The organism is Neptuniibacter halophilus (assembly GCF_030295765.1).
GTDB lineage: Bacteria > Pseudomonadota > Gammaproteobacteria > Pseudomonadales > Balneatricaceae > Neptuniibacter > Neptuniibacter halophilus.
In genome coordinates, this window is record NZ_AP027292.1 from 3,582,194 (window position 1) to 3,607,908 (window position 25,715).

Genomic DNA, 25,715 nt, shown 5'->3' on the forward strand with positions numbered 1-25,715 from the left:
TCCTCTCCGGTACTTACTTTTTCTGGTCGTCGAGGAAGCGTTCAGCATCCAGCGCGGCCATACAGCCGAAACCTGCAGAGGTGATCGCCTGGCGATAAATATGGTCGCAGACATCGCCTGCGGCGAATACGCCTTCAACGCTGGTCTGGGTGGCGTTACCTTCAAGGCCTGACTGGATCTTCAGGTAGCCATCTTTCATTTCAAGCTGGCCCTGGAAGATATCAGTATTGGGTTTATGGCCGATGGCAATAAATACGCCAGCCACATCCAGATTCTGCTCGTTACCATCGACGGTGCTTTTCAGGCGCAGGCCGGTTACACCGGAATCATCGCCGAGCACCTCTTCCAGAGTGTGGTTCCAGAGAATGTTGATGTTGCCGTTTTCGGCACGCTCCAGAATTTTATCCTGAAGGATTTTCTCTGAGCGCAGGCTGTCGCGACGGTGAATCAGGGTCACTTCAGCGGCGATGTTGGAGAGGTAAAGCGCTTCTTCCACAGCGGTGTTGCCACCACCGACAACGGCTACTTTCTGGCCACGGTAGAAGAATCCATCACAGGTGGCGCAGGCAGATACACCTTTGCCGGCAAAGGTTTCTTCAGAAGGCAGGCCCAGGTACTGAGCAGAAGCGCCGGTAGAGATAATCAGAGCGTCACAGGTGTACTCGGCCATATCGCCTTTCAGACGGAAAGGGCGGCTCTGCAGATCTGTTTCATTGATATGGTCAAAGATCACCTGAGTATCAAAGCGTTCGGCGTGCTGCTGCATACGCTGCATCAGCTCAGGGCCCTGAACGCCGTCTACATCGCCGGGCCAGTTGTCGACATCAGTTGTCGTGGTGAGCTGGCCGCCAGCCTGCATGCCGGTGATCACAACCGGGTTCAGATTTGCGCGGGCTGCGTAAACAGCAGCGGTGTAACCGGCAGGGCCACTGCCAAGAATAATAAGCTGATGGTGTTGTGTTTCGCTCATGGTCGTAAAACTAAATCCGTTAAAAAGGTTGCTGATTAAATGGGGGGGGATAACAGAAAATCAACCCGCCTTACTGATTTTTGCGTTGGCTTGTTCGTAGAATTTGTCCAGAGCCAGCATCATGAAGCTGACCCCGGAAGGATCACGAACATAGCCTTTAACCGGTTCGCCCTTGTCGATACTGTTGAGGGTGTCCATGGCCATGGGCGGGTAATCGATAATATCGCCGATATTGTCCAGCACCATGGAAAACCAGGGAGTGCGGCCATCTTTGGTCAGATGTAAAACGATCGGATGGATGCTGTTTTCGAGGTAATCACGGATGTAATCCAGCACCCTGAGGAGTTTTTTCAGGGTGGTCTGTTTTTCCAGTTGCAGTTCGTTGATCGCCTGAGCCTGTTTTCCGGCTGCGGTCATATCCAGCAGGGTATCTGCAAGGGAGTGAATATGCTGGTGTGGTTCTTCAATCTTGTCGAGCAGGGTTCTGAGGCCGCTGTCTTCAGTCTGAAACGAGTAGAACCACTGTCCAAAAGCACACATCCGCGGGTTTCGCGGTTTGGTGAAAGGTTCGCCGCTGGTGATGGAGTGTTCCAGCGCGTTGACCCAGTCGATATGGGCCTGCTGGTAAGTTTTTACATCCTCAACCAGATCGCTGACGGAATCCCGCTCTTTGTTATGACTTAATGAGGTAGCGCATTCGAAGACCTGAACCAGCGTGTTGCGAAAGTCCAGATAGCCGACAAAACCTTCAATATTATCACTGGCGTATTTGATCTCAGAAAAGCTGTCGGAGAAGGAGAGTATGTGGCTGACATCGATCCCGAACAGGCTGTCACCGATCGAAAAAGTTAATGCACGACGGTTATCTGTATGCAAATTAGCCAGAGACATAAAACAGCTTCCCTCTATTCATAGATTCGCTAACTATGAATCATAAACACGGGGTCTTCAACCATTAGCCGGGGAATAAATTATGTTATTGTAGGGGCTGGATTTTTTACATAGTTACGGAGCTGGACCCTTGAGCGCGACCGATAGCGGACAACGATTAAGTTTTACTGAATTACTGGCCCGGATTAGCCGCGAATCCGGCCTGATTATTGTGATTGCGATCACCGTTTTTCTGTTGGTCGCACTATTAGGGTACAACCCGAAAGATTCTGGCTGGTCTCATCTGGGTTATCAGCCTGAAGTGACGAATATGGCCGGCCCGGTGGGCGCCTGGATTGCCGATCTTTTTGTATCCGGGCTTGGTCTCGGGGCGTACCTGTTGCCGTTACTGATTATCTATCCACTGGTGCGGTTTCTGCTGCGCCGTAGCCGATCACTGATGGATAGTGTTCCGTTCTTTATTGTTCGGGTAAGCGGCGGACTGCTGTTGCTCGCTTCATTCAGTGCGCTTTGTTCAACGCATATCTCCAATACCGGGCTGGATTACCCCTTTAGTGCGGGCGGTATCATTGGCGAAGCTATCTCCGATCTGAGTGTAACCTGGCTGAGTCTGGTGGGTAGCTCCGTTGTACTTTTTACTGGACTGTTGTTTGGCCTGACTCTGCTGCTCGAGATGGGCTGGGCCGGGTTGCTGGAGAGATTAGGTGAGAAACTGATGCGGCAGGCGGACCGTTTGCCAGCGCAGGGTAAAGCCGAAACGGATGCAGAAGAAAGCAGCTTTGACCTCAGTGAACAGCAGATGCAACGCGCCGAGAGCTCACTTGCCAGTGAATTAATGCAGGAAGCGGCAGAGGCGCAGGCACCGCCGGTAGTTCGGCAGCGGGTAGAACCTGAATTCAATATGTCTGTGGCGGCCCCCTTAAAACCGGCTGCACCTGAAGTTGATCCGGAGCCTGCAGCGCAGAATGTTCCGCTGATCAAACCTGAAATGGCGCCTGAGCCAGAGCCAGTCAAGGCGCCTGTTGCAGCAGACGAGGATCTGCCTCCTTTTGTGCCGGATAATCCACCGTCTGTTGCCCCGGTGCCACAGGCTGAGGCTAAGCCGCAGGTGAAGATCGTACCGCTATCTGAAACCCATAAACCGATGCAGGATAACGAACTTGGGCTGGATAAAACCGAAGCCGGCAATAAGCGTAAACCGGCGCGTAAAATCCCGCCGCTTGAGCTGCTGGATCCGCCTGAACTGAATACCGACACCGGTTACTCGCCAGACGAGCTGGAACAGATGTCTCGTCTGCTGGAAAGCAAGCTGAAAGACTTCAACGTGGTTGCTGAAGTGGTTGAAGTTAATCCGGGGCCGGTGATCACCCGTTTCGAGATACAACCTGCCCCGGGCGTAAAAGCCAGCAAAATTACCAATCTGGCAAAAGATCTGGCACGCTCCATGGCGGTCAGCAGTGTCCGGGTCGTTGAGGTTATTGCCGGTAAGTCCGTGGTGGGTATCGAGATTCCGAATGAAACCCGGTTAACGGTACACCTGAGTGAAGTGCTGAGTTCCAAACCTTACCTGTCGGCTGCCTCGAAACTGACACTGGGTCTGGGTAATGACATTGCCGGTAACCCGGTTGTGGCGAATCTGGCGAAGATGCCCCATCTGCTGGTTGCGGGTACGACCGGTTCCGGTAAATCGGTAGGGGTGAATGCTATGTTGCTCTCCCTGCTGTTTAAAGCGACACCGGAAGAGGTTCGCCTTATTCTCGTTGACCCTAAAATGCTTGAGCTGTCGATCTATGAAGGTGTGCCTCATCTGCTGACACCGGTTATCACCGATATGAAAGATGCGGCTTCAGGCCTGCGCTGGTGTGTGGGTGAAATGGAGCGTCGCTACCGCCTGATGGCGAAGATGGGTGTACGTAATCTGGCGGGCTTTAACGATAAGATTGAACAGGCGCGCAAACAGGGCAAACCGTTACTGGACCCGCTCTGGAATCCTGAAGAGCATGGTGAGCCGTTCGGTACGCCTGCGCCTGAGCTGGACCCACTGCCTTATATTGTCGTCGTGATCGATGAGTTTGCCGATATGATGATGATCGTCGGGAAAAAGGTAGAGGAGCTGATCGCGCGAATTGCGCAGAAGGCTCGTGCAGCCGGTATCCACCTGATTCTGGCCACGCAGCGACCGTCGGTCGATGTGATCACCGGTCTGATCAAGGCAAATATTCCGACCCGCATAGCATTTCAGGTTTCTTCCCGCATAGATTCGCGGACTATTCTGGATCAGTCCGGCGCCGAGCATCTGCTGGGGTGGGGTGACATGCTCTATCTGCCTGCTGGTACCAGTCTGCCAAACCGTGTTCATGGTGCCTTTGTCAGCGATGATGAAGTACATCGGGTGGTGGAAGCCTGGAAGAAACTCGGACAACCGGAATACATCACAGAGATCACCGAAGGTGAGACCCTGTCAGACGGCGGCGGTTCAGGTTCGTTGTTTGATGATGAGCAGGATCCGCTTTACGATGAGGCGGTGGCGTTTGTACTGGAAACCCGCAAGGCTTCTATCTCCAGTGTCCAGCGTAAGCTCAAGATTGGGTATAACCGGGCTGCTCGTATGGTTGAGACAATGGAAGCTGCGGGTGTGGTCAGTCCCGCCGGCAGCAACGGTCAGCGAGATGTGCTGGCTCCGTCGCCGCATGGCGAAGTTTAGAGTCACCCTGAGGAAGTTTATGTTTTTGAGTCGTTCTACTGTAACCCACTGGATGAAGAAGACGCTGCTGGCTGGCTGTCTCGGTATTTCTGCAACCGCGCTGGCGGATGAAGCCGGTGCTGACCGTCTGCAGACGATGCTCAGTGGTTACACCAGTTTCAGTGCCAGTTTTGAGCAGATAACACTGGCTTCAAACGGGCGCAAGGCGCAGAGTACTGAAGGTCGTTTACAGCTCTCCAAACCGAATCGATTTCGCTGGCATACTGAACAGCCTTTCCCGCAGGAGATTGTCTCTGACGGTGAAAATATCTGGATCTATGATCCTGATCTCGAACAGGTGACGCAACGTAGGGCGGGAAGTCAGCAGAGCAGCGTGCCTGCGCTGATTCTGAACGGCCAGATTGAGCAGCTCAGTGAGCGCTATGAGATTAATCTCATATCGGCAGGCGAGACCGATCCGATTTTCGATCTTCAGCCTCTGACTGAGAACTTTAACTTCAGCCTGATTCGGCTGGCGTTTTCGGATGGTGTGATCTCCGAACTGATGCTGGAAGACTCGCTCGGGCAGCGCACCTCGGTTGTTTTTACCGAACAGCAGCTCAACCCGGCGCTGGATCCGGCAACCTTCCTCTTCCGCGTACCTGATGGTGTGGATCTGATTGTAGATATCGAAAACTGATGGATCTGTTTAGTTCTGCACCGGCCTATGAACCGCTGGCGGCGAAAATGCGCCCGCAGAGCCTGGCTGAGTATTGTGGTCAGGCACATCTGCTGGGGCCCGCTAAGCCGTTAAGAACGGCACTCGAGCAAGGCTCTGCTCACTCCATGATATTCTGGGGCCCCCCGGGTGTCGGGAAAACAACACTGGCCCGATTAATAGCACACCATGTGGATGCACATTTCCTCACTCTCTCTGCAGTGTTGTCCGGAGTAAAGGATATCCGTCAGGCCGTTGAACAGGCTAAACAGCATTCGGCTCAGAGTGGTCGAAAAACCATCCTGTTTGTAGATGAGGTTCATCGCTTCAACAAATCACAGCAGGATGCGTTTCTGCCTTATATCGAGGATGGCACCATTATTTTTGTCGGTGCCACCACAGAGAATCCGTCATTTGAATTAAATAATGCGCTGCTGTCCCGCGCGCGGGTGTATTTGCTCAGGGCGCTGGATGAGCAGGATATCCTGCAGGTACTGCAACGCGCGCTGGAGGATAAAGAGCGGGGGCTGGGGCAGCGCAAGCTCAGGTTATCGGATGAGATGCTGGGTCAGTTGGCCCGGGCGGCTGACGGTGACGCCCGACGCTCACTTAACCTGCTCGAACTGGCCGCCGATCTGGCCGAGTGTCAGGACGATGGCAGTGAGTTGATTGACGAGCAGATCCTCTCTGAAGTGCTCAGATCAAGTGGGCGGCGATATGATAAACAGGGAGATCTGTTCTATGACATGATCTCAGCCTTTCATAAATCCGTCCGTGGCTCCTCGCCGGATGGCGCGCTGTACTGGTATTGCCGGATGCTCGATGGTGGTTGTGACCCGTTGTATGTGGCACGGCGTCTGGTTGCGATCGCCTCTGAAGATATTGGTAATGCGGACCCCAGGGCCATGCAGGTTGCGTTGTCTGCCTGGGATGCTTTTGAGCGGGTTGGCCCGGCCGAAGGTGAAAGAGCGATCGCACAGGCTGCGGTTTATTGTGCCAGCGCGCCAAAAAGTAATGCCCTCTATCAGGCGTTTAATCAATGTCTGGCGGATGTGAAATCACAGCCGAGCTACGAAGTACCGGTTCATCTGCGCAATGCGCCAACCAGCCTGATGAAAGAGATGGGTTACGGTGAGGAGTATCGTTACGCACACAACGAACCCGATGCCTACGCCGCAGGGGAATCCTACCTGCCGCCGGAACTAGAGGGGCAGCAATGGTACCATCCGCAGGCCCGGGGGCTGGAGATTAAAATCGGGGAGAAGCTGAAGCATCTGCAGCAGCTTGATCAGCAAAGCCCGCGCCGACGCTATTCAGATGAACAGAATTAAACGGGGATAATCTGATGCTACATATTATCGCTATTGCCATAGGTGGTGCAGCAGGTGCCCTTGGACGTTACTGGGTCAGCGGGCTGCTGAATAATGCGGATCACCGTATTCCTGTTGGCACCCTGACCTGCAACGCGCTGGGGTCATTTCTTATGGGCGTCTGTTTTGTGCTGATTCTGGAAAAGTCACGACTCAGCCCTGAGATGCGGCCTCTGTTGATGGTCGGATTCATGGGCGCGTTTACCACTTTTTCTACTTTTTCTCTGGAAACTGTCGCAATGCTGCAGGAAGGGCATGTCATGTCGGCAGCGATTTATATATTATTAAGCGTTCTGTTGTGCCTGGTTGCCCTGTATTCAGGCCTCTGGTTCACCCGCTTGTTCTAATCAGTGTTTTAAAGGTGTTTTAGATACTCATGCTTGACGCAAAATATGTCCGCGCCAACCCGGAAGAGGTTGCGCAGCTTCTGAAGAAGAAAGGTTTCGATTTCCCGGTAGACCAGTTTGTGAAGCTGGAGAATCAGCGTAAGCAGTTGCAGGTAGATACTGAAAACCTGCAGAACGAACGAAACACCCGATCGAAAGGCATTGGCAAGGCGAAAGCCGCGGGTGAAGATATTCAGCCTTTACTGGCTGAAGTAGCTGATCTGGGTAATAAACTGGACGCGGCCAAAGCTGAGTTGGGCGAAGTGCAGCAGCAGCTTGATGAGCTCCTGTCCGGCGTGCCAAATGTACCCTCTGAAGAAGTGCCTGAAGGTGCAGATGAAGAGGACAATGTGGAAGTACGCCGCTGGGGTACACCTCGCGAATTCGATTTCGAACCTCAGGATCACGTAGCACTGGGCGAGGCGAGCGGTGAACTGGATTTTGAAACCGCTGCCAAACTGACCGGCTCGCGTTTTTCTGTGATGACCGGCAAACTGGCGCGCCTGCATCGTGCTCTGATCCAGTTTATGCTGGATGTTCAGACCGAAGAGCACGGTTATACCGAAACCTATGTGCCGTATATGGTGAACGAAGACAGTCTTCGTGGTACCGGCCAGTTACCAAAATTCGGCGAAGATCTGTTCAAAGTACCTTTTGGCGATCGCCAGTATTACCTGATCCCTACGGCAGAGGTACCGGTAACCAATATTGTTCGTGACGAGATTATCGATGCCGAACAGTTGCCAATGCGCTTTACTGCGCACACGCCTTGCTTCCGTTCTGAAGCAGGCTCTTCCGGTAAAGATACCCGGGGTATGATCCGCCAGCACCAGTTTGAGAAAGTTGAAATGGTGCAGATTGTTGAGCCTTCCCGATCCTGGGAAGCGCTGGAAGCTATGACCGGCCATGCGGAAGCAATTCTGCAGAAACTGAACCTGCCGTATCGGGTTGTAACCCTGTGTGGTGGCGATTTGGGCTTCAGTTCTGCGAAGACATACGACATCGAAGTATGGCTGCCCGGACAGGATAAATACCGTGAGATCTCCTCCGTTTCCAATATGACTGATTTCCAGGCACGTCGCCTGAAAGCGCGCTGGCGTAACCCGGAAACCGGCAAGCCTGAGCTCCTGCATACTCTGAACGGTTCAGGTCTTGCGGTAGGTCGTACACTGCTGGCTGTTATGGAAAACTACCAGACGGCGGAAGGTAACATTATGATTCCTGAAGCCCTGCAGCCTTACATGGGTGGTAAAACCGAAATCTGACCGGTTTGTATCAGGGTTAAAAAAACACGCCTTCTGGCGTGTTTTTTATTGCCTGAAAAATATGCAGCGAGCCCGCTGTTTTAAGAGTAATATCCGAAGAGGCCGATTTACCATTCACCAGCCAGAGGAGGGTGTGCTGATGCATTTAAGCAAAGGATTAATGGTTTTACTTATGGCGCTCTCACCAACCCTTGCCGTAGCGGATATCTACAGTTGGGTCGATGAGCAGGGCGTCCGGCATTTCAGTGATAAGCCGCCTCAGGGGGCAGCCCGTTCGGCTGTCAGGGGGGAAGTACAGAGCAAAGCATCGCGGGCACCGATTAATGCAATGCAGCCTTTTAAGCCAGTGATACAACCTGAAACCGCAAGCGCCTCTGAAACACCTGCGGACACTGCAAAGGGCGGAGATAGCAGCGCAGAGTCAGAACCAGAGTCACGCAGTGCCGGCACAGGCAGTAACAACAAATCTGATCTTAAGAGACTGAGTCAGCAGAAATCCGGCTACAGTGTTCAGAAGCGGGTTGCTGAAATTAAGGCCGAAAAAGCCCAGGCGATTGCAGATAAAAAGGCGATTCAGCAGGGTAGCGCCACAAAGGATTTTTCAAAACCCGACAAACTCAGTAAGAAACTGAAAAATTATAACGACGCTAAAGGCGCTCAGTAGATTCCTCAGGCACCCCAGCGTCTGACGCGGCCTACATCCAGGTGGACAAAATTACTCCGTGTATAGAGGCCCACTCCGCCGGCTTTTGCTTTCAGTGCTGCATGGTGCAGATCTTTAAGTTCCACGCCGGGAATACGAATATCAATTGCCATTCCGCGCATATGATAGCTTTTCTTGGCTACCTTGCTGCTTTTCTGGCTGAGCATTGCATTAGTTTCAGGTGAACGGTACGCCGAGATAACATGAATCGGCTTCTCTGCACCGAACTGCAATTGCAGATCGCCGAGCAGTGAGAGCAGTGCCGTATCCATCTTATGAATCTGCCCGTTGCGATGATCGCGAAGCAGGTGATCCAGTTCTTTCAGGCTGCTACGCTGAAACTGACCTTCACTGAAGAAAGTGCTGTGTATACTTTCCCCGGTATGCAGGTTAATCAGATTCAGTGCCTGATCTTTTACGCTGTGAACTTTGCCTTGGGCAGTAACGGGAATAGTGCTGAGGGCTGAGAATCCGCCGATTGCTTTAATCAGCTTTCTGCGGGTATGGCATACCTGCGGTTCAGGCTGTAATAGGTCGTTCATTAATCCAGATTTTTTGTCGCTAAAATTAACCGCTGATTATGCCTTAGCCTGTGTTTTCTGTATATAAATTGATCGATTGTCCGCTTGAAAGTTATTAAAGCGAATCAGTGATTCAGTTGGGCGAGTTCATGACGATCACGTTTATAAAGGTCGGGTCTGAAGTTCAGACGTCCCTGATCGTCAATGAAACTGGTCCAGTAAATAACATACAGGGGGATCGGGTCGGGCAGCTTGAGATAACGCTGCCGGGTTTGTGAGAACAGCGGGTCGAGCCGGGTTTTACTCCAGCCATGTGTCATACGCATCAGCTCATCTGCTAATTGTCTGGGCTGTTCAAGACGGATGCAGCCAGAGCTGAACGCGCGACGATCTGATTCAAACAGCCGTTTCGCTGACGTGTCGTGGAGATACACAGCGTAGGGGCCACTGGTAAGGAATTTCACCTTACCCAGTGTATTGCCTTCACCCGGTGGTTCCCAGAACCGCTGAAAGTTGTCGCCACGATAAAGCCGGTCTTGGTCGAGTTCACTGGCCGGCAGCACTTTTTGCTGATTACCGTAGCCGGTTACCAGCTTGAGATTTATCTTTGTCAGATACTCCGGGTCCTCCTTAAGGGCGGGAAGTATGTCTTTATAGGCGATGCTTTTGGGAACATGCCAGGAGGGGTTGATCACAATTCTGTCGACTTCGGTATCGAACACCGGGGTTTTACGTTTGCTGCGGCCGACGATGGTTTTCATGTTCAGCACCGGCTTGTCATGTTCAAACAGGCGCAGGCGGAATTCAGGAATGTTGACCTGAATATAGCGATCAGTGCGGGGGGTAAAATTACTTTGCCGATGGATATTTAACTGGATCTGATCGGCCCTTTGTCCAGGAGAGATGTTCAGCTCCCGGCGGCTGCCGGGGCCGAGGATACCGTCAACCTTTCGGCCGTGGCGCTGCTGAAAGTTTTTTAATGCCTGCTCCAGTGCCGGATCCATCACCTGTTCCTGCCCGGGAATGTAGGCGCTGGCGTCGAGATCATTCAGGAGTAACAGTTTACTGCGCAGTAAGGCGATATGCGGATGGGTATCGCCGAGTCGCAGATAGGGGCCTTTGGGAATGGCTGGCCAGTCATGGGTAGCTGCCAGTTCGCGATAGTAAAGCAGTGCCTGTTGCATGCGTTGGATCTGATGCTGCCGGGCAGGCGCGGTGGTTACCGGTGCAACCACATCCTGAAGAAGCGCATCAGTCTCAGTATGGGGTGCTGTCTGCTCCAGCGATGTTGCCCTGACTATTTGCAGAGATTCATTGTCGGCGGCTGCCGGCAGACTTAATAACAGGGCGAATAGTGGTATATAACGCATAACAACTCCTGAACATAATCCCTTGTTCGGTAAAAGCGTTATATAAGTACAGGGCTGAATTGCTCATGAATCAAGTCAGGCAGGGTGAAGGTTTTTCAAGTGGCCGGTTACAGGAGGGGGGTTTACGCGGCGCAGTCAGGCTGCGCCGGAGTCAGGAGGGCTTATTACGTTTTGCCTGTTTCAGTTTCTCATCATCCTTGTAATAACTGTCTTCGTAGTAGATGCCTTTGATCTGGAGACGCTTTTCAACCCAGCGGTTGTATCGGGCCCAGATAAAGAAACCCGGCGTCATCAGAATCATAATGCCAAGCATCAGGCCTGATCCGGCATATTTTGCAGGCATTTGCAGGGTGATCCAGTCGAGAAAACCTAACTGGCGACCGGCATAGAACCAGGCTAAAAGGCCTATGAATCCAACAGCTACCGCCAGATGATGAATGATTTTATTGTTTGCGTTGCTCATGGTCGTCTATACCGGTGAATACGAAGGCTGGGCAGATAAGGCTCCGGCTCAATAGCCAGATCGTTGCGTAACTGCCGTTTACGTTGCTCCGGTGGAGTTGGAGGAGGCACATTATATTCTGGAAATGGCTCGGTTGCATCCAGCGGGAAAAAGACCGGCAGCGGGCAGTTGCGCGCTTTCCTCAGCCATTGCTCCCCGGACTTCCAGGCGATATTGGCGCGCATAACGGGTACCTGTTGCTGAATCTGAACCAGAGGTTCTGATTGCGGAATTCGCCCGAGTGCAGCCAGTTGTATCTGAATATGGGTATTTCCTGTATCCATCTTCAGTAATCGCTGTTCGGCCTCTGCCACCGTTAATTTCTTCAGGCTGCGGCCACTGCAGTACCAACTGAAGGTGACTTTGTCTGGTCTTTTTTCCAGTAAGGGCAGTTGCCGGTAACACTGTTTCAGATGCAGCCGCGCTAAACCTGAGTCCTGAAGCTTCTGGTTGAGTTCGCAGGCGCGTTGGTAGAGCAGGGGCGTGGGTTCCCCGTGTTTGTCGCGGAATCGTCTGACGGCCTGCTGAAAGCGCTGCTTGATCTGGTTTAACTGTCTGATCAGAGGTATAAGGCCGGGATCAACCCCAATAAGGCCATACAGGTTTTCTGTGCGGCGGCCATCCCCCTGAGCCTGATACCAGATCCCGGTGATTCGCTGGCAGGCCTGAGGCAGGGATATATCAGATTCTGCCGGGCCGAGAAACCAGTAGCGCGGTGCAGATTCAAGCAGACGCTGGCTGAACTGCTGCTGTGCATTATCGAGTTGTTCGTAGGCATCAAGCAGATCAGCGGTCAGGCGGGGCATTGGTCAGACGTCGTCAGATTGCTGCTTGCGCAGTTGCGCCTGGCTCTGGAATACCTGGCGGGCGAGTATCATGCGGCAGCTCTCCGGCAATTTGACAAATTCTACGCTGGTAAGGAAGTTACCGTCAGCCATCTCAACGGAGCGGCAGCACTGGGCATACAGCAACAGGCCGATGCAGGACTCAGGGAAGATCAGCTTAATGGAGAGGAAGCTGCCTTCAGCAAAGCCCTGTGTATGCCTGAACTGCAAACCGCCTTCAGAAATATTAACTTCCTGAATAGCAGCGTTGCTGACCACCATTTCAGATGAAGCGACTGCCTGTGCAATGCGTTCGACCTTGTCGTGCATGATCCGCAGAAAGGCAGCGATATTGCTGTCTTTTTCAGCGATCTTGCGCAGCAGGTGGCTGCTGTCCGTATCCATCTCCTGAAGCTGACTGAGGAGCAGGAAATTAGGTGATACGTCAAACTGAGTCGGGCTGGGCTGGGAGGTGATCTCAGACTCGGAAATCTCCTTCAGTTCCAGGGAAACCCGTTGCTCTATACGGAAATACTGGCGACGATCATCTTCCTGCATGTGCAGCCCTCGTTGGAATAACACGGATAGTGAAAGGAGTATAAAAACAAACCGTAAGAAAATCATCCACCTGGATTCATCAATCAGCCTGAGACGTTGAATTTAATCGGATCATTACGCAGACCGTCACCCGGGAGGGACCGATGCCGGCAGAGTGAAAGACGCATCTGCGGCGATTGGCTCATTCTTAATAAGTGATTGCTTGTTAAACATAGGCTTAGTCTGTATTTTTGTGGCTTCATTTATCTGGTGACTGTTTTTACACCACTATACAACTATGGTTTAATCGGCCGATGTTTAAGCCCCTATCTATCTTTATTGGCTTGCGCTATACCGCAGCCAAGCGCAGTAACCATTTCATCTCTTTTATCTCTATGGCCTCCATGCTCGGTTTGATGCTGGGTGTGGCCGCACTGATTGTTGTGCTCTCGGTCATGAACGGGTTTGACCGTGAACTGAAACAACGCATTCTTGGTATGGTGCCCCATGCCACAATCAGTGGTTATGGCAAGCCCGTTGAAAACTGGCCTGATCTGGTAGCGAAACTTGAAAATCAGCCTGAGGTAATCGCCGCTGCGCCCTTTATACAGGCACAGGCGATGCTGACCAGTCGTGGTGTTGTCCGTGGCGCCCTGATCAATGGTATTGATATTGAGGCAGAAACCCGGGTTTCGATTCTGGGACAGCATATTAAAACCGGTTCGCTGACAGCACTGAATGAGCAGCGTTTCGGTATTATCCTCGGTGATCTTCTGGCCCGTTATCTGGGGGTTCGGGTCGGTGACAAAGTAACTCTGGTGTTGCCGGAGGCGAGTATCAGTGTGGCGGGGGTGGTTCCCCGGCTGAAGCGATTCACCGTAGTGGGTACCTTTGAAGTGGGTGCAGAGCTGGATGCGAATCTGGCGTACATCAGTTTGAGCGATGCGGCCAAAATTAAGCGCCTCGGCGAATCAGTAGAGGGCGTAAGACTGAAGTTTGATGATTTGTTTGCAGCACCGCACCGGGTGCGGCAGATAGCATCTTCGCTGGAAGGCTACTATCAGGCCAGTGACTGGACCCGTACTCATGGCAATCTTTTTCAGGCGATTCAGTTGGAAAAACGCATGATTGGTCTGCTGCTGTTTCTCATTGTTCTGGTCGCAGCGTTCAATATTGTCTCTACGCTGGTCATGGTGGTCACCGATAAAAAAGCGGATGTGGCGATCCTGCGTACCATTGGTGCCACGCCGGGGCGGATTATGCGTATCTTTATGGTTCAGGGTACCGTGATCGGTATGCTGGGTACGCTGCTCGGAACACTGCTGGGTGTATTGCTGGCGTTTAATATCGCCGGCATTATCGCCTGGGTTGAGCAGGCGTTTGGTATTCAGTTCCTTGATCCCAGTGTCTATTTTATCAGTGAATTTCCATCTGATTTACAGTGGCCCGATGTAGGCATTATCACACTGAGTGCACTGGTCATTAGTTTTCTGGCCACTCTCTATCCCGCCTGGCGGGCATCTAAAACCGATCCGGCAGAGGCATTGAGATATGAATAACCGACCTGTTGTTCTGCAGGCCAGGGCAGTGAGTAAAACCTATCGGGATGCCGGAACTGAAGTGAGCGTTTTGCGCGAACTTGATTTTGATCTTCATCAGGGGGAGCAGCTGGCGATCATCGGGTCTTCCGGTTCAGGCAAAAGTACCTTGCTTAACATACTCGGAGGCTTAGATCGTCCAACCAGTGGCGAGGTGCAGATACGTGGCAACAACCTGCATGCCGGTAGCGAAGCACAGCGGGCAATGACCCGTAATCAAAGCCTTGGTTTCGTTTATCAGTTTCACCATTTGCTGCCGGAATTTACCGCGCTGGAAAATGTAGCGATGCCGCTGCTGATGAGGAATATGCCGCTCTCTGAGGTGCGTCAGCAGGCTGCAGAAGTGCTTGGATCGGTTGGTCTGGCTGAGCGGATTGGTCATAAGCCTGCCCAGTTAAGTGGTGGTGAGCGACAGCGAGTGGCAATTGCCCGTGCGCTGATCGGCAAGCCGGCAGTTGTGTTAATGGATGAACCGACGGGTAATCTTGACCGTACTACCGCCGCGCATGTACAGGCGCTTATCGACAAACTGAATGCAGAATACGGTATCGCTTTTGCGCTGGTCACTCATGACCCGGCGCTGGCTGATAAAACCGGCCGTGTGCTGGAGTTAGTGGATGGGCAGTTGCGCCAGCACTGAGATCTGATTCACCCGGAGTTACGTTCGCTGCGGCGCTTCCAGCTCCGGCCTACGTGCCATGCCCAGAAGCTTTGCACGCCAAAATAGCCGAGCAAACCAAAAAAGATTCCGCACAGAACAGACCCGAAAAGCAGTGGCCACCAGATGAGTCCCAGACTGTGCTGGAGCCACTCCATGCTCATCTCAAAATTAATGGTCTCCCCCGGATCACCGATCAGAAAATCTCCGACGCGATAGGTAAAATAAAAGATAGGTGGCATGGTCAGTGGGTTGGTGATCCAGACCAGTCCTATGGAGATTGGCAGGTTGCTGCGCAAAAAGATCGCCATGAAGGCAGCGACCAGCATCTGCAGGGGTATAGGTAAAAACGCACAAAACAAACCAACAAAAAATGCCCGGGCCACTGACTTGCGGGTAAGGTGCCATAGGTTGGGGTCATGGATATGACTGCCGAGCCAACTCAAATGCTTATGCCGTTTGAGCTTCTCTTCGTTGGGCATGTATTTCTTGAACAGTTTGCGCGGCATGTTTTAATTTACTTATTATGGCACACGGGGTGGATGGCTATTATGCCCCCTGAAACCGGCTAAGCCAAGGGCATGTCCGGAACAGGCAAAATGCAGCCGAAAATGTTCAGCCTGTTCGTAAAGTTTAATGCACAGCGAAAACGATGCTGAAGTCTGGCCCGTTTCGCTGTGCGGCATTTGGAGCTTTCCGCGTGCCTGTGAATTGATATTGACTAAAGGGTGCTACAGGCATGAGATCAAGGATGATCCTGCTTGCCGCGGGCCTCGCCCTCGCTGTGCTGCAAGCGCCACTTATACCGATCCACGATTGCATTATGATTGCACTCGGTATGCTTATATTGCGTGTCTGGCGATCGGTATCCCTGTTTGCCCCCGCAAACTGTTTTCTGCTGGGTTTGATCTATGCCACGCTCTGGGCGCACTGGCAGACAGTCCAGCAACTGCCCAGTGAGATGGCGGGTACAGACTGGCAGGTTGAAGGCAGTGTGATCGGCGTGCCTGATCGCACCTCGCAACGCCAGCGTTTCAATTTGCAGGTAGATCGCTTACAGCCCCATGGCTGGGATGTTGCCAGTATTCCCCCGATCGGACGTCTCCGATTGAGTTGGTATCATTATGACAAGCCGCTCATGGAGGGGGATCAACTTCAGTTGATTGTCCGTCTTAAACCACTGCACTCGCTGTTTAATCCTGCGGCTGTAGATTACAAACGCTGGTTAATGTCCCGGGGTATTGATGCCACAGGCTATGTCCGCAGCATGCAACAGCATGTGCCTGATGCAGGATCAGGGTTGGTTAGATTGCGTGGCTGGATCTCACGGCAATGGCAGGGTGCACAATTAACACCGGCAAACAGTGCGTTGTTTGCCGCACTGACAACCGGCAGTAAGCAGGGATTCAATGATCGTGACTGGGCGCTGCTGCGCCACAGTGGCACGGTTCACCTGGCTGTCATCAGCGGGTTGCACATTGGTTTTATGGCCATGGTCGGCTGGTGGCTTGGCCGGCTGATTTCATTGCTCTGTTATGGGCGTGGTTTTCTGCTGCCCTGTCTGGGGGCGTTGACGCTGGCACTGGTTTACCTGCTGGTTTCGGGTTCTGGCCTGCCTGCGCAGCGGGCGTTTATTATGCTCTCTGTGCTGCTGCTCAGTTCCGGGCGTAGTGCTTATATGGGCCACTGGGATCGCTGGTGGCTGGCGCTGGTGGCGGTGCTGCTGTTTAATCCTCTGGCGTTGTTTGAGGTAGGGTTCTGGCTCTCTTTCGCAGCGGTAGGCTGGCTGGTCTATCTGGCAGGTCAGCCGCGTAACTGGATAACACTGCTGAGATTGCAGTTCGGCCTGCTGATCGGCATGCTGCCACTGTATCTGCAGTTTTTCTCCTCGATTTCACTGGCAGCACCGTTTATCAACCTGTTGGCGATTCCACTGTTCGCACTGTTGGTTCCGCTGCTGTTTCTGCACCTGTTATTCACGGCGTTTGATCTGGCGCTGTTGCTGCCAGTGCTGGTGGCTATGGCAGATCTGTTCTGGTGGGTGTTATCAGAATTGCAGGCTCAGGAGTGGCTCTATCAGACGTTGCCTGCGCTAACGCCGGTATCGGCTGTCATGCTTTTAGTTGTGCTGTTTTTGTTGTTGATGCCCAGTGGGGCGTTCCCCCTTTGGCTTGCCTGTCTGATTCTTTTGCCGGTTATCGTCGGAGTACCATCCCGCCAAAGTGATCTGGTCTATGAGGCCTGGGTATTTGATGTGGGTCAGGGGCTATCCGTGCTGATCCGTGTCGGGGATTATCATCTGCTGTATGACACCGGGCCGGGTTACCCCGGAGGCAGTAGCTTTGCATATTCGGTTCAGCCATTTCTTGAGGCGCAGGGGATTGAGACGATTGATGATCTGGTGATCAGTCATGACGATAAAGATCACAATGGTGGAGCAGAGCACCTTTACCGTTATTTTAAAATAGACAGGCTGCATAGCTCCTACCCGACCAGATATGAACCTCAGCGTCGCTGCCGTAAAGGCCGGAGCTGGCGAGCAGGGGCGGTGCAATTTCGTTTTCTGCATGGCTCTGACGGTCTGAGTGATAACGATCGTTCCTGTGTGTTGCTGATAGAGGGGGCGGGCTGCCGCCTGATGCTGCCCGGTGATGTGAGCGGGGTAGTAGAAGCTGAACTCGCACGGGAGAATCCTCAGCCGGTTACCTGGTTACTGGCGGCACATCATGGTAGCCGCAGCTCAACAACACCGCTTGCGATGCGGCAATGGTTGCCTGAAACCGTGATCTTCAGTAGTGGTTTCGGGAACCCGTTCGGGCATCCGCATCCTGAGGTTGTTGAGCGGGTCGAAAAGTTCGGCGCAGTCGCGCTGAATACGGCTGAGGTCGGGGCTGTCAGACTGATGGCGAATTCCCGTCAGGGGTGCAGCTACGAGACAATGCAGCAGCGGGAAAAACGCTTCTGGCGATAGTTTCAGCCCTTGTGATAGAGTACCGCGCAGTGAGTAAGGAGATTTTACTGTGTTAGAGCTTTTACAATCCGGCGGTTGGCTGATGATTCCTATCGTGGCCTGTTCAGTTATTGCTTTGGCGATATGCCTGGAGCGTTTGTGGACACTGCGTCCGGCCAGTATTGCCCCTCCGGGCCTTCTGGCGGAAGTGTGGGCTCTGATACAGCAGCGTAATATTACCGCAGACCGGCTGCGGGATATCAAACAGGGTAGCCCGCTGGGGCAGATTCTGGTGGCGGGTCTGAACAATGCCTCTCATGGTCGGGAGATCATGAAAGAAAGCATTCAGGAAGCGGCCGGGCAGGTCGTTCACGAACTGGAAAAATACCTTAACCCGCTTGGAACCATTGCCGCGATTACGCCGCTGCTGGGCCTGTTGGGTACGGTCATCGGCATGATTGAGGTGTTTACCGAAATCATGATTCAGGGTACCGGTAATGCCAATGTGCTGGCCGGCGGTATCTCACAGGCGCTGATCACAACGGCATCGGGCCTGACAATTGCGATCCCCGCGCTGATCTTCCATCGTTTCTTCCAGCGTCGAATCGATTCGCTGGTAGTGACCATGGAGCAGGAAACCGTCAAGCTGATTGAAGTCATGCACGGTGAGCGTGACATTGACGTTGAGTAAGGATAGCTAGCGTGAAATTTCCCCGACAGCGTCAGGAAGAGGTTAATGTTAACCTCACGCCTCTGATCGACGTGGTATTCCTGCTTCTGATCTTCTTTATGGTTTCCACCACGTTCACCAAAGAGACTCATCTGGAAGTCGATCTTCCCGAGGCGGCCGGTGATCCCGGTTCACTCGACGATAAAATTCTCGAAATTCTGATTACCGATGAAGGTAACTACAGCGTCAATGGCCGTCCTCTGGTCAATACCCAGCCAAAAACCCTGAGCCGCGCGCTCAAGGAGTTGTCTGGTGGCAATAAAGAGATGCCTTTAGTAATTACTGCGGATGCAAAAACTCCGCATCAGGCGGTGGTAACGGCCATGGACGTTGCGGGTAAGCTGGGCTTTGATAAGCTCAGTATTACGACTCAGGAACTTCCGCGAGAATGAGCTGGCTCGAGCGGCGCTGGTATCAGTCAGGTCAGGCGCCTTTATTTTTACGTCCGCTCTCAGCGCTCTATTCTTCACTGGCCCTGCGCAAGAAGAGCAGGGATCTGCGCAGCCAATGGAATGCGCCGGTTCCGCTTTTGGTCGTCGGCAATATCAGCGTGGGAGGCACCGGCAAAACACCACTGACCAGTTACCTTGTCCCTGTGCTGAAGGAACAGGGTTACCGTCCGGGCATTATCAGTCGTGGTTATGGGGGACGTTCCGGGGTCTATCCGCTTGATGTCAGCCAGGCGCAAGGCCCGCAACAGACGGGTGATGAGCCTTTCATGCTGCATAAGCGCTGTCAGTGTCCCGTCGTGGTCGGGCCGGATCGGGTGGCTGCAGCGCAGTATCTGCTGCAACACTATGATTGCGATCTGATTATCAGTGATGATGGTTTACAGCACTACCGTCTGGGGCGCGATATTGAAATAGCGGTGGTTGATGGTCTGCGGGGCCTTGGCAATGGTTGTTTGCTACCGGCCGGTCCGCTACGTGAACGGCCAGAGCGTCTGCAAACGGTTGATCTGGTGGTGTGTAACGGCCAGATGCCAACCGGGCTGGCGGATCTTACCGGGGCCTTTGTTATGCAACTGGAACCTGAAGCGCTGCGCAGTTGCAGCGGTGAGGACGTGTTGCCCGTGGCCCATTTTACCGGACAGAGTGTGCACGCTGTTGCAGGCATTGGTAATCCGCAACGCTTCTTTCATGCCCTGAAGCAGACACTGGGTATGAAGGTGATCCCTCATCCGAAACCTGACCATCATCAGTATCAACGGGATGAGTTTCATCTGGTTCCGCGTTTGCCGATCATCATGACTGAAAAAGACGCCGTTAAGGTCGCTGATTTTGGCCTCGAAGATGCCTGGTATCTGGAAGTTTCTGCCCGGCTGCCGGATAATTTTAAGTTACAGCTGCTGGAAAGACTGGCAGCAGTCAAATCTGATAAAGGTAAATCTCAACATGGATAAGAAACTCCTGGATATTCTGGTGTGTCCTGTGACTAAAACCCCACTGGAATACAACGAGGAAACCAATGAGCTTATCGCTAAAGCCAGTGGTCTGGCTTACCCGATCCGCGATGATATTCCGGTGCTGCTGGAAACTGAGGCGCGGGAGCTGACGGCTGAAGAACGAGAAAGCAAATAAGGTTGAGTGATGGGATTCACAGTAATCATTCCAGCGCGTTATGCGTCTACCCGGTTCCCGGGTAAACCGCTGGCGTTGCTGCAGGGTAAGCCGATGGTGCAGCACGTATATGAGCGTGCCTGTGAAAGTGAAGCAGAGCGGGTGCTGGTGGCCACTGATGATCAGCGTATCGCTGATGCTGCGGCTGGTTTTGGTGCAGAAGTCTGTATGACTTCACCCGATCACCCTTCAGGCACAGACCGGCTTCAGCAGGTGGTCAGTGATCTGGGCTATTATGCCGATGATATTGTGGTCAATGTGCAGGGTGATGAACCTCTGGTACCGGCGCGGATCATCAATCAGGTAGCGCACAATTTGCGGGCCGAACCCGAAGCAAGTATTGCGACCCTGAGTGAACCGATTGAAGATCTCGAGAGCCTGCTGAACCCGAATGTTGTCAAAGTGGTGACCGATACCCGGGGCATGGCGCTTTATTTCAGTCGTGCACCGATTCCCTGGCCGCGCAACAGCTTTGCTGCGGGTGATACACCAGCCGAAATGCCGCAGGGTTATAACTGGCAGCGTCACATCGGCATCTATGCATACCGGGTTAAGTTGCTGAATGATTTCGTGAAATGGCCGGCGGCACCGATTGAAGAAACCGAGTGTCTGGAACAGTTGCGGGCGATGTGGAATGGCGCCCGTATCCATGTAGCCGCTGCGGATGAGCAGCCACCTGCCGGTGTCGATACACCTGAAGACCTTGAGCGTCTGAAGCGCCTGCTGGAAGGGAGCTGAGGATGGTTCAGGTCTTGTTTGTCTGTCTGGGTAATATCTGTCGCTCTCCCACCGCACACGGTGTTTTTCAGGCAATGGTGAAAGCGCAGGGACTGGATTCTGTGATCGGGGTAGATTCAGCCGGTACGGCGGCCTATCACGTGGGTAACCCACCGGATTCCCGCTCCGCACAGGTGGCTGCCAGACGCGGTTATGACCTCAGCCCTCTGCGTGCCCGACAGGCCATCGAAGAGGACTTTTCGCGTTTCGATTATATTCTGGCAATGGATGCTGAAAATCTGCGTAATCTGCAGGCGCTGCAGCCTGCCGGCTATCAGGGGCATCTTGGCCTGTTTCTGGATTTTGCATCAGCTTCAGAGCGTGAAGTCCCCGATCCATACTATGGAGGGGATGCGGGGTTTGAGCACGTGCTGGATCTGGTCGAGGCTGCATCGGAAGGTCTGCTGGCGCAGATCAGGAAGGAGCTTTAAGTGATTGTCTGGCAAAAAGAGGCAGACCTGACCCGGCAGAACAGTTTGGGTTTCAGTGTTTGTGCTGAGCGTTATCTCAAGGTCGAAGATCTGGAGCAACTACGTCTGGCGCTTGATGAAGTTAAAGCCAATAACTGGCCACTGCTGATCCTCGGGGGAGGCAGTAATCTGGTGCTGGCTGACTATCTCCCCGGTGCGGTGATCTCAGTCGGATGTCAGGGCGTGCGCGTACTGGCAGATGATGAAGATCAGGCGATTGTCGAAGTGGGTGCCGGAGAAAACTGGCATGGCTTTGTCGGTAAACTGCTGGAGATGGGGCTGCACGGCCTGGAGAATCTGGCGCTGATACCCGGTTCGGTAGGCGCGGCTCCGGTTCAGAATATCGGTGCTTACGGGGTCGAGCTTGCGGATTGTTTTCACAGCCTCACCGCCTATGACCGGGAGCAGGATGAACTGGTGCAGTTGAATGCAGAGGACTGCCGGTTTGGGTACCGGGATAGTCTGTTTAAGTCTGTTGCACCCGGCCGCTACATTATCTGGCAGGTGCGTTTCTCTCTCAGGACTGTGTTTCAGCCGCGACTGGAGTACAAGGCACTGGCGAATCACCTTAAGGCCGAGGGCATTGGGCAGCCCGGTGCGCAACAGGTCTATCAGGCCGTGTGTGAGATACGTAACTCAAAGCTGCCGGTACCTACGCTGATCGGAAATGCCGGGAGCTTTTTTGAAAACCCGGTAGTTACTGCTGAGCAGCATGAGCAGCTTAAACTGCAGTTTCCGGAACTGGTCTCTTATCCGGACCAGCCGGGTTTTTATAAACTGGCTGCGGGCTGGCTGATCGATCAGGCAGGCTGGAAAGGTCATAACGCCGGAGCTGTTGGTGTCTATGAAAAACAGGCGCTGGTGCTGGTGAATCATGGTGGTGGCGATGCGCAGCAGTTGTTGCAGCTCGCAGGTCAGATTCGGGATTCCGTTCAGAAAAAATTTGCAGTGAGCCTGAAGATGGAGCCAAGAGTGTATCCGGGCTGATCTTATTTGGCAGATGACATATCAAGGCGAGCTCAGGCTCGCCTTTTTTGTGCCTGGGAACTGCTGTAAAGCTGATCTGAGTCAGTGGCTTCTTATTCTTTGGTTGTAGCCAATAAAATGATTATTGTCGACAATCCTCTGTCAAAGCCCCTTGTTTACTGAATTCTATAAGATCGGGAACTGTCGTTATTGCTCATATATAGCGGGTTGTAAACCTTTCGTAGTAGTTAAATCTGCAGGTAACTCGTTTAGAGTGTGTCAACACATTTAGGGAAGTGTCTACAATAATTATAAACTCCCTGGGATAACCGACCGTTAACTTATAATAAAAGGGCCTATACACATGTCCTATCAAGCAGAGTATTCCAAGTCGATCGACACGCCAGAGTTATTTTGGGGCGAAAAAGCTCAGGATCTGAAATGGTATAAACAGCCAGAGCAGATTCTGTCTAAAGATGAAAACGGCATTGATCGTTGGTTTGCTGATGGTGAGTTAAATACTGCCTATCTGGCACTGGATTACCACGTAGAGAATGGCCGTGCTGATAACACAGCAATTATTTATGACTCTCCGGTGACCGGCCAGAAGCGGAAAATCAGCTATCTGGAACTTCGTGATGATGTCGCTAAGTTTGCCGGCGTCCTGAAAGCGCAGGGTGTTGCCAAAGGCGACCGGGTTGTTATCTATATGCCGATGATCCCGGAAGCGGTTGTTGCCATGCTGGCAGTGGCGCGCCTCGGTGCAATCCACTCCGTGGTATTCGGAGGCTTCGCGCCTCACGAGCTGGCAGTGCGTATCGATGATGCAGAGCCTAAAGTGGTGGTATCGGCGTCCTGCGGTATCGAGATCTCCAAAGTGATCGAATACAAGCCGATGCTGGATCAGGCTATTGAAAAGTCTGCCCATAAACCGACCGTCTGTATCGTACTGCAGCGCCCTGAAGCCGAGGCGTCTATGGTCGCTGGCCGTGATCTGGACTGGAACGAAGCTATGGCCGGTGCTGAGCCTGCCGACTGTGTCCCGGTTAAAGGCACTGATCCGCTATATATCCTCTACACCTCCGGTACTACCGGCAAGCCAAAAGGTGTGGTACGCGATAACGGCGGTCATGCGGTGGCTATGAAGTACTCCATGAAGGCGATCTACAACGTAGAAGCCGGAGATGTCTTCTGGGCTGCATCTGATGTGGGTTGGGTCGTGGGGCACTCTTATATCGTGTATGGGCCGTTACTGGCAGGTTGCACCACCATCGTATACGAAGGTAAGCCGGTGCGTACGCCGGATGCGGGCGCGTTCTGGCGCGTTTGCGAAGAGTATCAGGCGAAAGTGCTGTTTGCTGCGCCGACTGCGTTCCGCGCAATCAAAAAAGAAGACCCGGATGCCAAACTGCTTGAACAGTATGATCTGAGCAATCTGGATACTATTTTCATGGCCGGTGAGCGTCTTGATCCGCCAACCTACCACTGGACCATGGAAAAAACCGGTAAGCCCGTGATTGATCACTGGTGGCAGACTGAAACCGGTTGGGCAATCTGCGGCAATATGACCGGTATTGAGAAGCTGGAGCCGAAGCCGGGTTCTGCGACCGTGCCTTCCAGCGGTTATAACGTCCAGATTCTGGATTCTGAAGGTAATGAGCTGCCAGCAGGCGAGCAGGGCTCTATCGCCATCAAGCTGCCGTTGCCACCAAGCTGTTTGCCGACCGTATGGGGTGATTTCGAACGTTTCCGTACCGGTTATCTGTCAGAGTTTCCGGGCTACTACTGCTCGGGTGATGGGGGTTATAAAGACGAAGATGGCTACGTTTTCATCATGGGCCGGACCGATGATGTCATTAACGTAGCGGGCCACCGTCTCTCTACCGGTGAAATGGAAGAGATTGTTGCTGGCCATGATGCCGTTGCCGAGTGTGCAGTGATCGGGGTTAATGATCCGCTGAAAGGGCAGCAGCCCATCGGTTTTGTACTGCTTAAAGACGGTGTTGAGATCGAAGAGGATGCGCTGGAAGCTGAACTGGTTGCGCTGGTTCGTAAGGAGATTGGAGCGGTTGCCTGCTTCAAACGTGCTGTCGTTGTGCAGCGCCTGCCGAAAACCCGTTCCGGTAAAATTCTGCGTAAGCTGATGCGTCAGATCGCTGATGGGCAGGACTACAGTATTCCGTCAACGATTGATGATCCCGCCAGCCTGCCAGAGCTGGAAGATGTAATGAATCGCAATGGGCTGGTATCGGCCTGAGTGAGACTGGCAAAAACTTGAATTACCCTTAGCTCTGAGGCGATCTTATGATCGCCTCTTTTTTTGCCTGAAGGCTGCTAGAGCTCCAAATGCAGAAGGCCCGTTCCTGGCTGATAAATGACCGGCAAAGAGCGCGATGAGGGTTGCTGCGGAAGCAAGGGAGGCTATCGATGCGTCCATTGCGGTTTACGTTTATGAATAAACGCATCGATCCCTTCCTGAGCATCTGCGGTCAGCATATTTTCCGTCATCACCCGGCTGCACTGTTGATAAGCGCTGGCCAGATCCTGTTCCTGCTGCTGATAAAACGCCTGCTTACCGATACTCAGGGTGCGCCGGGATTTGGATGCGATTTTGCCTGCCAGTTCAGCCACAGCCTGGTCGAGCTCATCGGCCGGTACGGTCTTATTGACCAGCCCCATCTGCCACGCCCGTTCAGCACCGATCAGATCGCCACTGAGCAGCAGTTCCATTGCATGCTTGGGGGCAACCGCCCGGGTCAGAGCGACCATCGGCGTCGAGCAGAACAGGCCGATATTCACACCCGGTGTCGCAAACCGTGCATTGTCACTACATACCGCTAAATCACAGCTGGCAACCAACTGGCAACCCGCTGCCGTAGCAACGCCATGGATTTGGGCAATGACCGGAACCGGCAGGTTAACAACTTTCTGCATCATGGTTGAGCAGGTGCTGAAGGTTTTCTGATAGTAATCTTCTTCACCGGCATCCAGCATCTGCTTGAGATCGTGTCCGGCGCAGAAACCTTTGCCGCCACCACGGATGACCACCACGCGAATCGAAAGATCCTCAGCAATCTGGTCGAGTTGTTCAGATATGGCCTTCATCAGCTCCATAGAAAGAGCGTTATAGGCATCGGGGCGGTTCAGGGTCAGAATGCAAACGCCATCCTGATCCTCACGAAGTAGAAATGCTTCCTGATTCATAAG

26 protein-coding genes are annotated in these 25,715 nt (G+C 53.0%); 17 read left to right on the top strand and 9 right to left on the bottom strand.

The annotated features are described in order from the left end of the window. Positions 1-13 precede the first annotated feature (13 nt). The gene (trxB, locus tag QUD59_RS16820; protein WP_286238389.1) at positions 14-970 is read right to left on the bottom strand and encodes a thioredoxin-disulfide reductase; all 957 of its coding nucleotides are present in this window, start codon (positions 968-970) and stop codon (positions 14-16) included. Positions 971-1,030: 60 nt separating this feature from the next. Continuing rightward, positions 1,031-1,861 carry a CZB domain-containing protein gene (locus tag QUD59_RS16825; protein WP_286238392.1) on the bottom strand — a complete coding sequence of 277 codons (831 nt, stop codon included), beginning with the start codon at positions 1,859-1,861 and terminating at the stop codon, positions 1,031-1,033. A gap of 130 nt (positions 1,862-1,991) precedes the next feature. Between QUD59_RS16825 and QUD59_RS16830 the strand changes: the two genes are divergently transcribed. From QUD59_RS16830 to QUD59_RS16855, 6 genes are all read left to right on the top strand, one after another. After that, on the top strand, positions 1,992-4,565 hold the full coding sequence (locus QUD59_RS16830; protein ID WP_286238394.1) for a DNA translocase FtsK: 2,574 nt from the start codon (positions 1,992-1,994) through the stop codon (positions 4,563-4,565). A 25-nt stretch (positions 4,566-4,590) separates the two neighbouring features. After that, on the top strand, positions 4,591-5,244 hold the full coding sequence (lolA, locus tag QUD59_RS16835; RefSeq protein ID WP_286238395.1) for an outer membrane lipoprotein periplasmic chaperone LolA: 654 nt from the start codon (positions 4,591-4,593) through the stop codon (positions 5,242-5,244). Then, entirely contained in the window at positions 5,241-6,593 is a 1,353-nt protein-coding gene (locus QUD59_RS16840) for a replication-associated recombination protein A (protein WP_434025561.1), read from the top strand. The genes lolA and QUD59_RS16840 overlap by 4 nt, the downstream gene beginning before the upstream one ends. Positions 6,594-6,607: 14 nt before the next feature. Next, on the top strand, positions 6,608-6,979 hold the full coding sequence (gene crcB, locus QUD59_RS16845) for a fluoride efflux transporter CrcB (protein WP_286238398.1): 372 nt from the start codon (positions 6,608-6,610) through the stop codon (positions 6,977-6,979). 29 nt (positions 6,980-7,008) lie between these two features. Then, complete coding sequence (serS, locus tag QUD59_RS16850) at positions 7,009-8,283, top strand: serine--tRNA ligase (protein WP_286238400.1); 1,275 nt, start codon at positions 7,009-7,011, stop codon at positions 8,281-8,283. Between the two features lie 172 nt (positions 8,284-8,455). Then, on the top strand, positions 8,456-8,947 hold the full coding sequence (locus QUD59_RS16855; protein WP_286238401.1) for a DUF4124 domain-containing protein: 492 nt from the start codon (positions 8,456-8,458) through the stop codon (positions 8,945-8,947). A gap of 5 nt (positions 8,948-8,952) precedes the next feature. Here QUD59_RS16855 and mepK read toward each other — a convergent pair whose 3' ends face one another. The 5 genes from mepK to QUD59_RS16880 form a co-directional block, all read right to left on the bottom strand. After that, a complete protein-coding gene (gene mepK, locus QUD59_RS16860) occupies positions 8,953-9,528 on the bottom strand; it encodes a peptidoglycan L,D-endopeptidase MepK (protein ID WP_286238405.1) in 576 nt (191 codons plus the stop codon). Positions 9,529-9,632: 104 nt separating this feature from the next. Next, positions 9,633-10,877, bottom strand: coding sequence for a L,D-transpeptidase family protein (locus QUD59_RS16865; RefSeq protein WP_286238408.1), 1,245 nt, complete (start codon positions 10,875-10,877; stop codon positions 9,633-9,635). 151 nt (positions 10,878-11,028) lie between these two features. After that, entirely contained in the window at positions 11,029-11,340 is a 312-nt protein-coding gene (locus QUD59_RS16870; RefSeq protein WP_286238409.1) for a hypothetical protein, read from the bottom strand. Continuing rightward, on the bottom strand, positions 11,337-12,185 hold the full coding sequence (locus QUD59_RS16875) for a DNA replication terminus site-binding protein (RefSeq protein ID WP_286238410.1): 849 nt from the start codon (positions 12,183-12,185) through the stop codon (positions 11,337-11,339). Before QUD59_RS16875 ends, QUD59_RS16870 begins: the two co-directional genes overlap by 4 nt. A gap of 3 nt (positions 12,186-12,188) precedes the next feature. Further along, positions 12,189-12,761: a PilZ domain-containing protein gene (locus tag QUD59_RS16880; RefSeq protein ID WP_286238411.1), complete on the bottom strand. Its 573-nt coding sequence runs from the start codon at positions 12,759-12,761 to the stop codon at positions 12,189-12,191. A gap of 293 nt (positions 12,762-13,054) precedes the next feature. Here QUD59_RS16880 and QUD59_RS16885 point away from each other — a divergent pair, with 293 nt between their 5' ends. Next, the gene (locus QUD59_RS16885) at positions 13,055-14,299 is read left to right on the top strand and encodes a lipoprotein-releasing ABC transporter permease subunit (RefSeq protein WP_286238413.1); all 1,245 of its coding nucleotides are present in this window, start codon (positions 13,055-13,057) and stop codon (positions 14,297-14,299) included. After that, the gene (locus tag QUD59_RS16890; protein WP_286238414.1) at positions 14,292-14,978 is read left to right on the top strand and encodes an ABC transporter ATP-binding protein; all 687 of its coding nucleotides are present in this window, start codon (positions 14,292-14,294) and stop codon (positions 14,976-14,978) included. The genes QUD59_RS16885 and QUD59_RS16890 overlap by 8 nt, the downstream gene beginning before the upstream one ends. A gap of 8 nt (positions 14,979-14,986) precedes the next feature. Here the strand turns inward: QUD59_RS16890 and QUD59_RS16895 are convergent, their stop codons facing one another. After that, positions 14,987-15,505, bottom strand: coding sequence for a DUF2062 domain-containing protein (locus QUD59_RS16895; protein ID WP_286238415.1), 519 nt, complete (start codon positions 15,503-15,505; stop codon positions 14,987-14,989). 242 nt (positions 15,506-15,747) lie between these two features. Between QUD59_RS16895 and QUD59_RS16900 the strand changes: the two genes are divergently transcribed. The 9 genes from QUD59_RS16900 to QUD59_RS16940 all read left to right on the top strand — a co-directional run bounded on the left by QUD59_RS16900 (position 15,748) and on the right by QUD59_RS16940 (position 24,765). Further along, complete coding sequence (locus QUD59_RS16900) at positions 15,748-17,967, top strand: DNA internalization-related competence protein ComEC/Rec2 (RefSeq protein WP_286238417.1); 2,220 nt, start codon at positions 15,748-15,750, stop codon at positions 17,965-17,967. A 49-nt stretch (positions 17,968-18,016) separates the two neighbouring features. After that, a complete protein-coding gene (locus QUD59_RS16905) occupies positions 18,017-18,637 on the top strand; it encodes a MotA/TolQ/ExbB proton channel family protein (protein ID WP_286238418.1) in 621 nt (206 codons plus the stop codon). 11 nt (positions 18,638-18,648) lie between these two features. After that, on the top strand, positions 18,649-19,068 hold the full coding sequence (locus tag QUD59_RS16910; protein ID WP_286238419.1) for an ExbD/TolR family protein: 420 nt from the start codon (positions 18,649-18,651) through the stop codon (positions 19,066-19,068). Next, a complete protein-coding gene (gene lpxK / locus QUD59_RS16915; protein ID WP_286238420.1) occupies positions 19,065-20,078 on the top strand; it encodes a tetraacyldisaccharide 4'-kinase in 1,014 nt (337 codons plus the stop codon). The genes QUD59_RS16910 and lpxK overlap by 4 nt, the downstream gene beginning before the upstream one ends. Next, a complete protein-coding gene (locus QUD59_RS16920) occupies positions 20,071-20,256 on the top strand; it encodes a Trm112 family protein (protein WP_286238421.1) in 186 nt (61 codons plus the stop codon). Before lpxK ends, QUD59_RS16920 begins: the two co-directional genes overlap by 8 nt. 9 nt (positions 20,257-20,265) lie before the next feature. Then, on the top strand, positions 20,266-21,033 hold the full coding sequence (gene kdsB / locus QUD59_RS16925) for a 3-deoxy-manno-octulosonate cytidylyltransferase (RefSeq protein WP_286238422.1): 768 nt from the start codon (positions 20,266-20,268) through the stop codon (positions 21,031-21,033). A 2-nt stretch (positions 21,034-21,035) separates the two neighbouring features. Further along, positions 21,036-21,503 (top strand): low molecular weight protein-tyrosine-phosphatase, encoded by a 468-nt coding sequence (locus tag QUD59_RS16930; RefSeq protein WP_286238423.1) that lies wholly within the window; start codon positions 21,036-21,038, stop codon positions 21,501-21,503. Continuing rightward, a complete protein-coding gene (murB, locus tag QUD59_RS16935; RefSeq protein ID WP_286238424.1) occupies positions 21,504-22,529 on the top strand; it encodes a UDP-N-acetylmuramate dehydrogenase in 1,026 nt (341 codons plus the stop codon). 343 nt (positions 22,530-22,872) lie between these two features. Then, complete coding sequence (locus QUD59_RS16940) at positions 22,873-24,765, top strand: propionyl-CoA synthetase (protein ID WP_286238425.1); 1,893 nt, start codon at positions 22,873-22,875, stop codon at positions 24,763-24,765. 164 nt (positions 24,766-24,929) lie between these two features. On the opposite strand, the gene QUD59_RS16945 is transcribed toward QUD59_RS16940, so the two are convergent. Beyond that, positions 24,930-25,712 (bottom strand): enoyl-CoA hydratase, encoded by a 783-nt coding sequence (locus QUD59_RS16945; RefSeq protein WP_286238426.1) that lies wholly within the window; start codon positions 25,710-25,712, stop codon positions 24,930-24,932. Between the last annotated feature and the right edge of the window lie 3 nt (positions 25,713-25,715).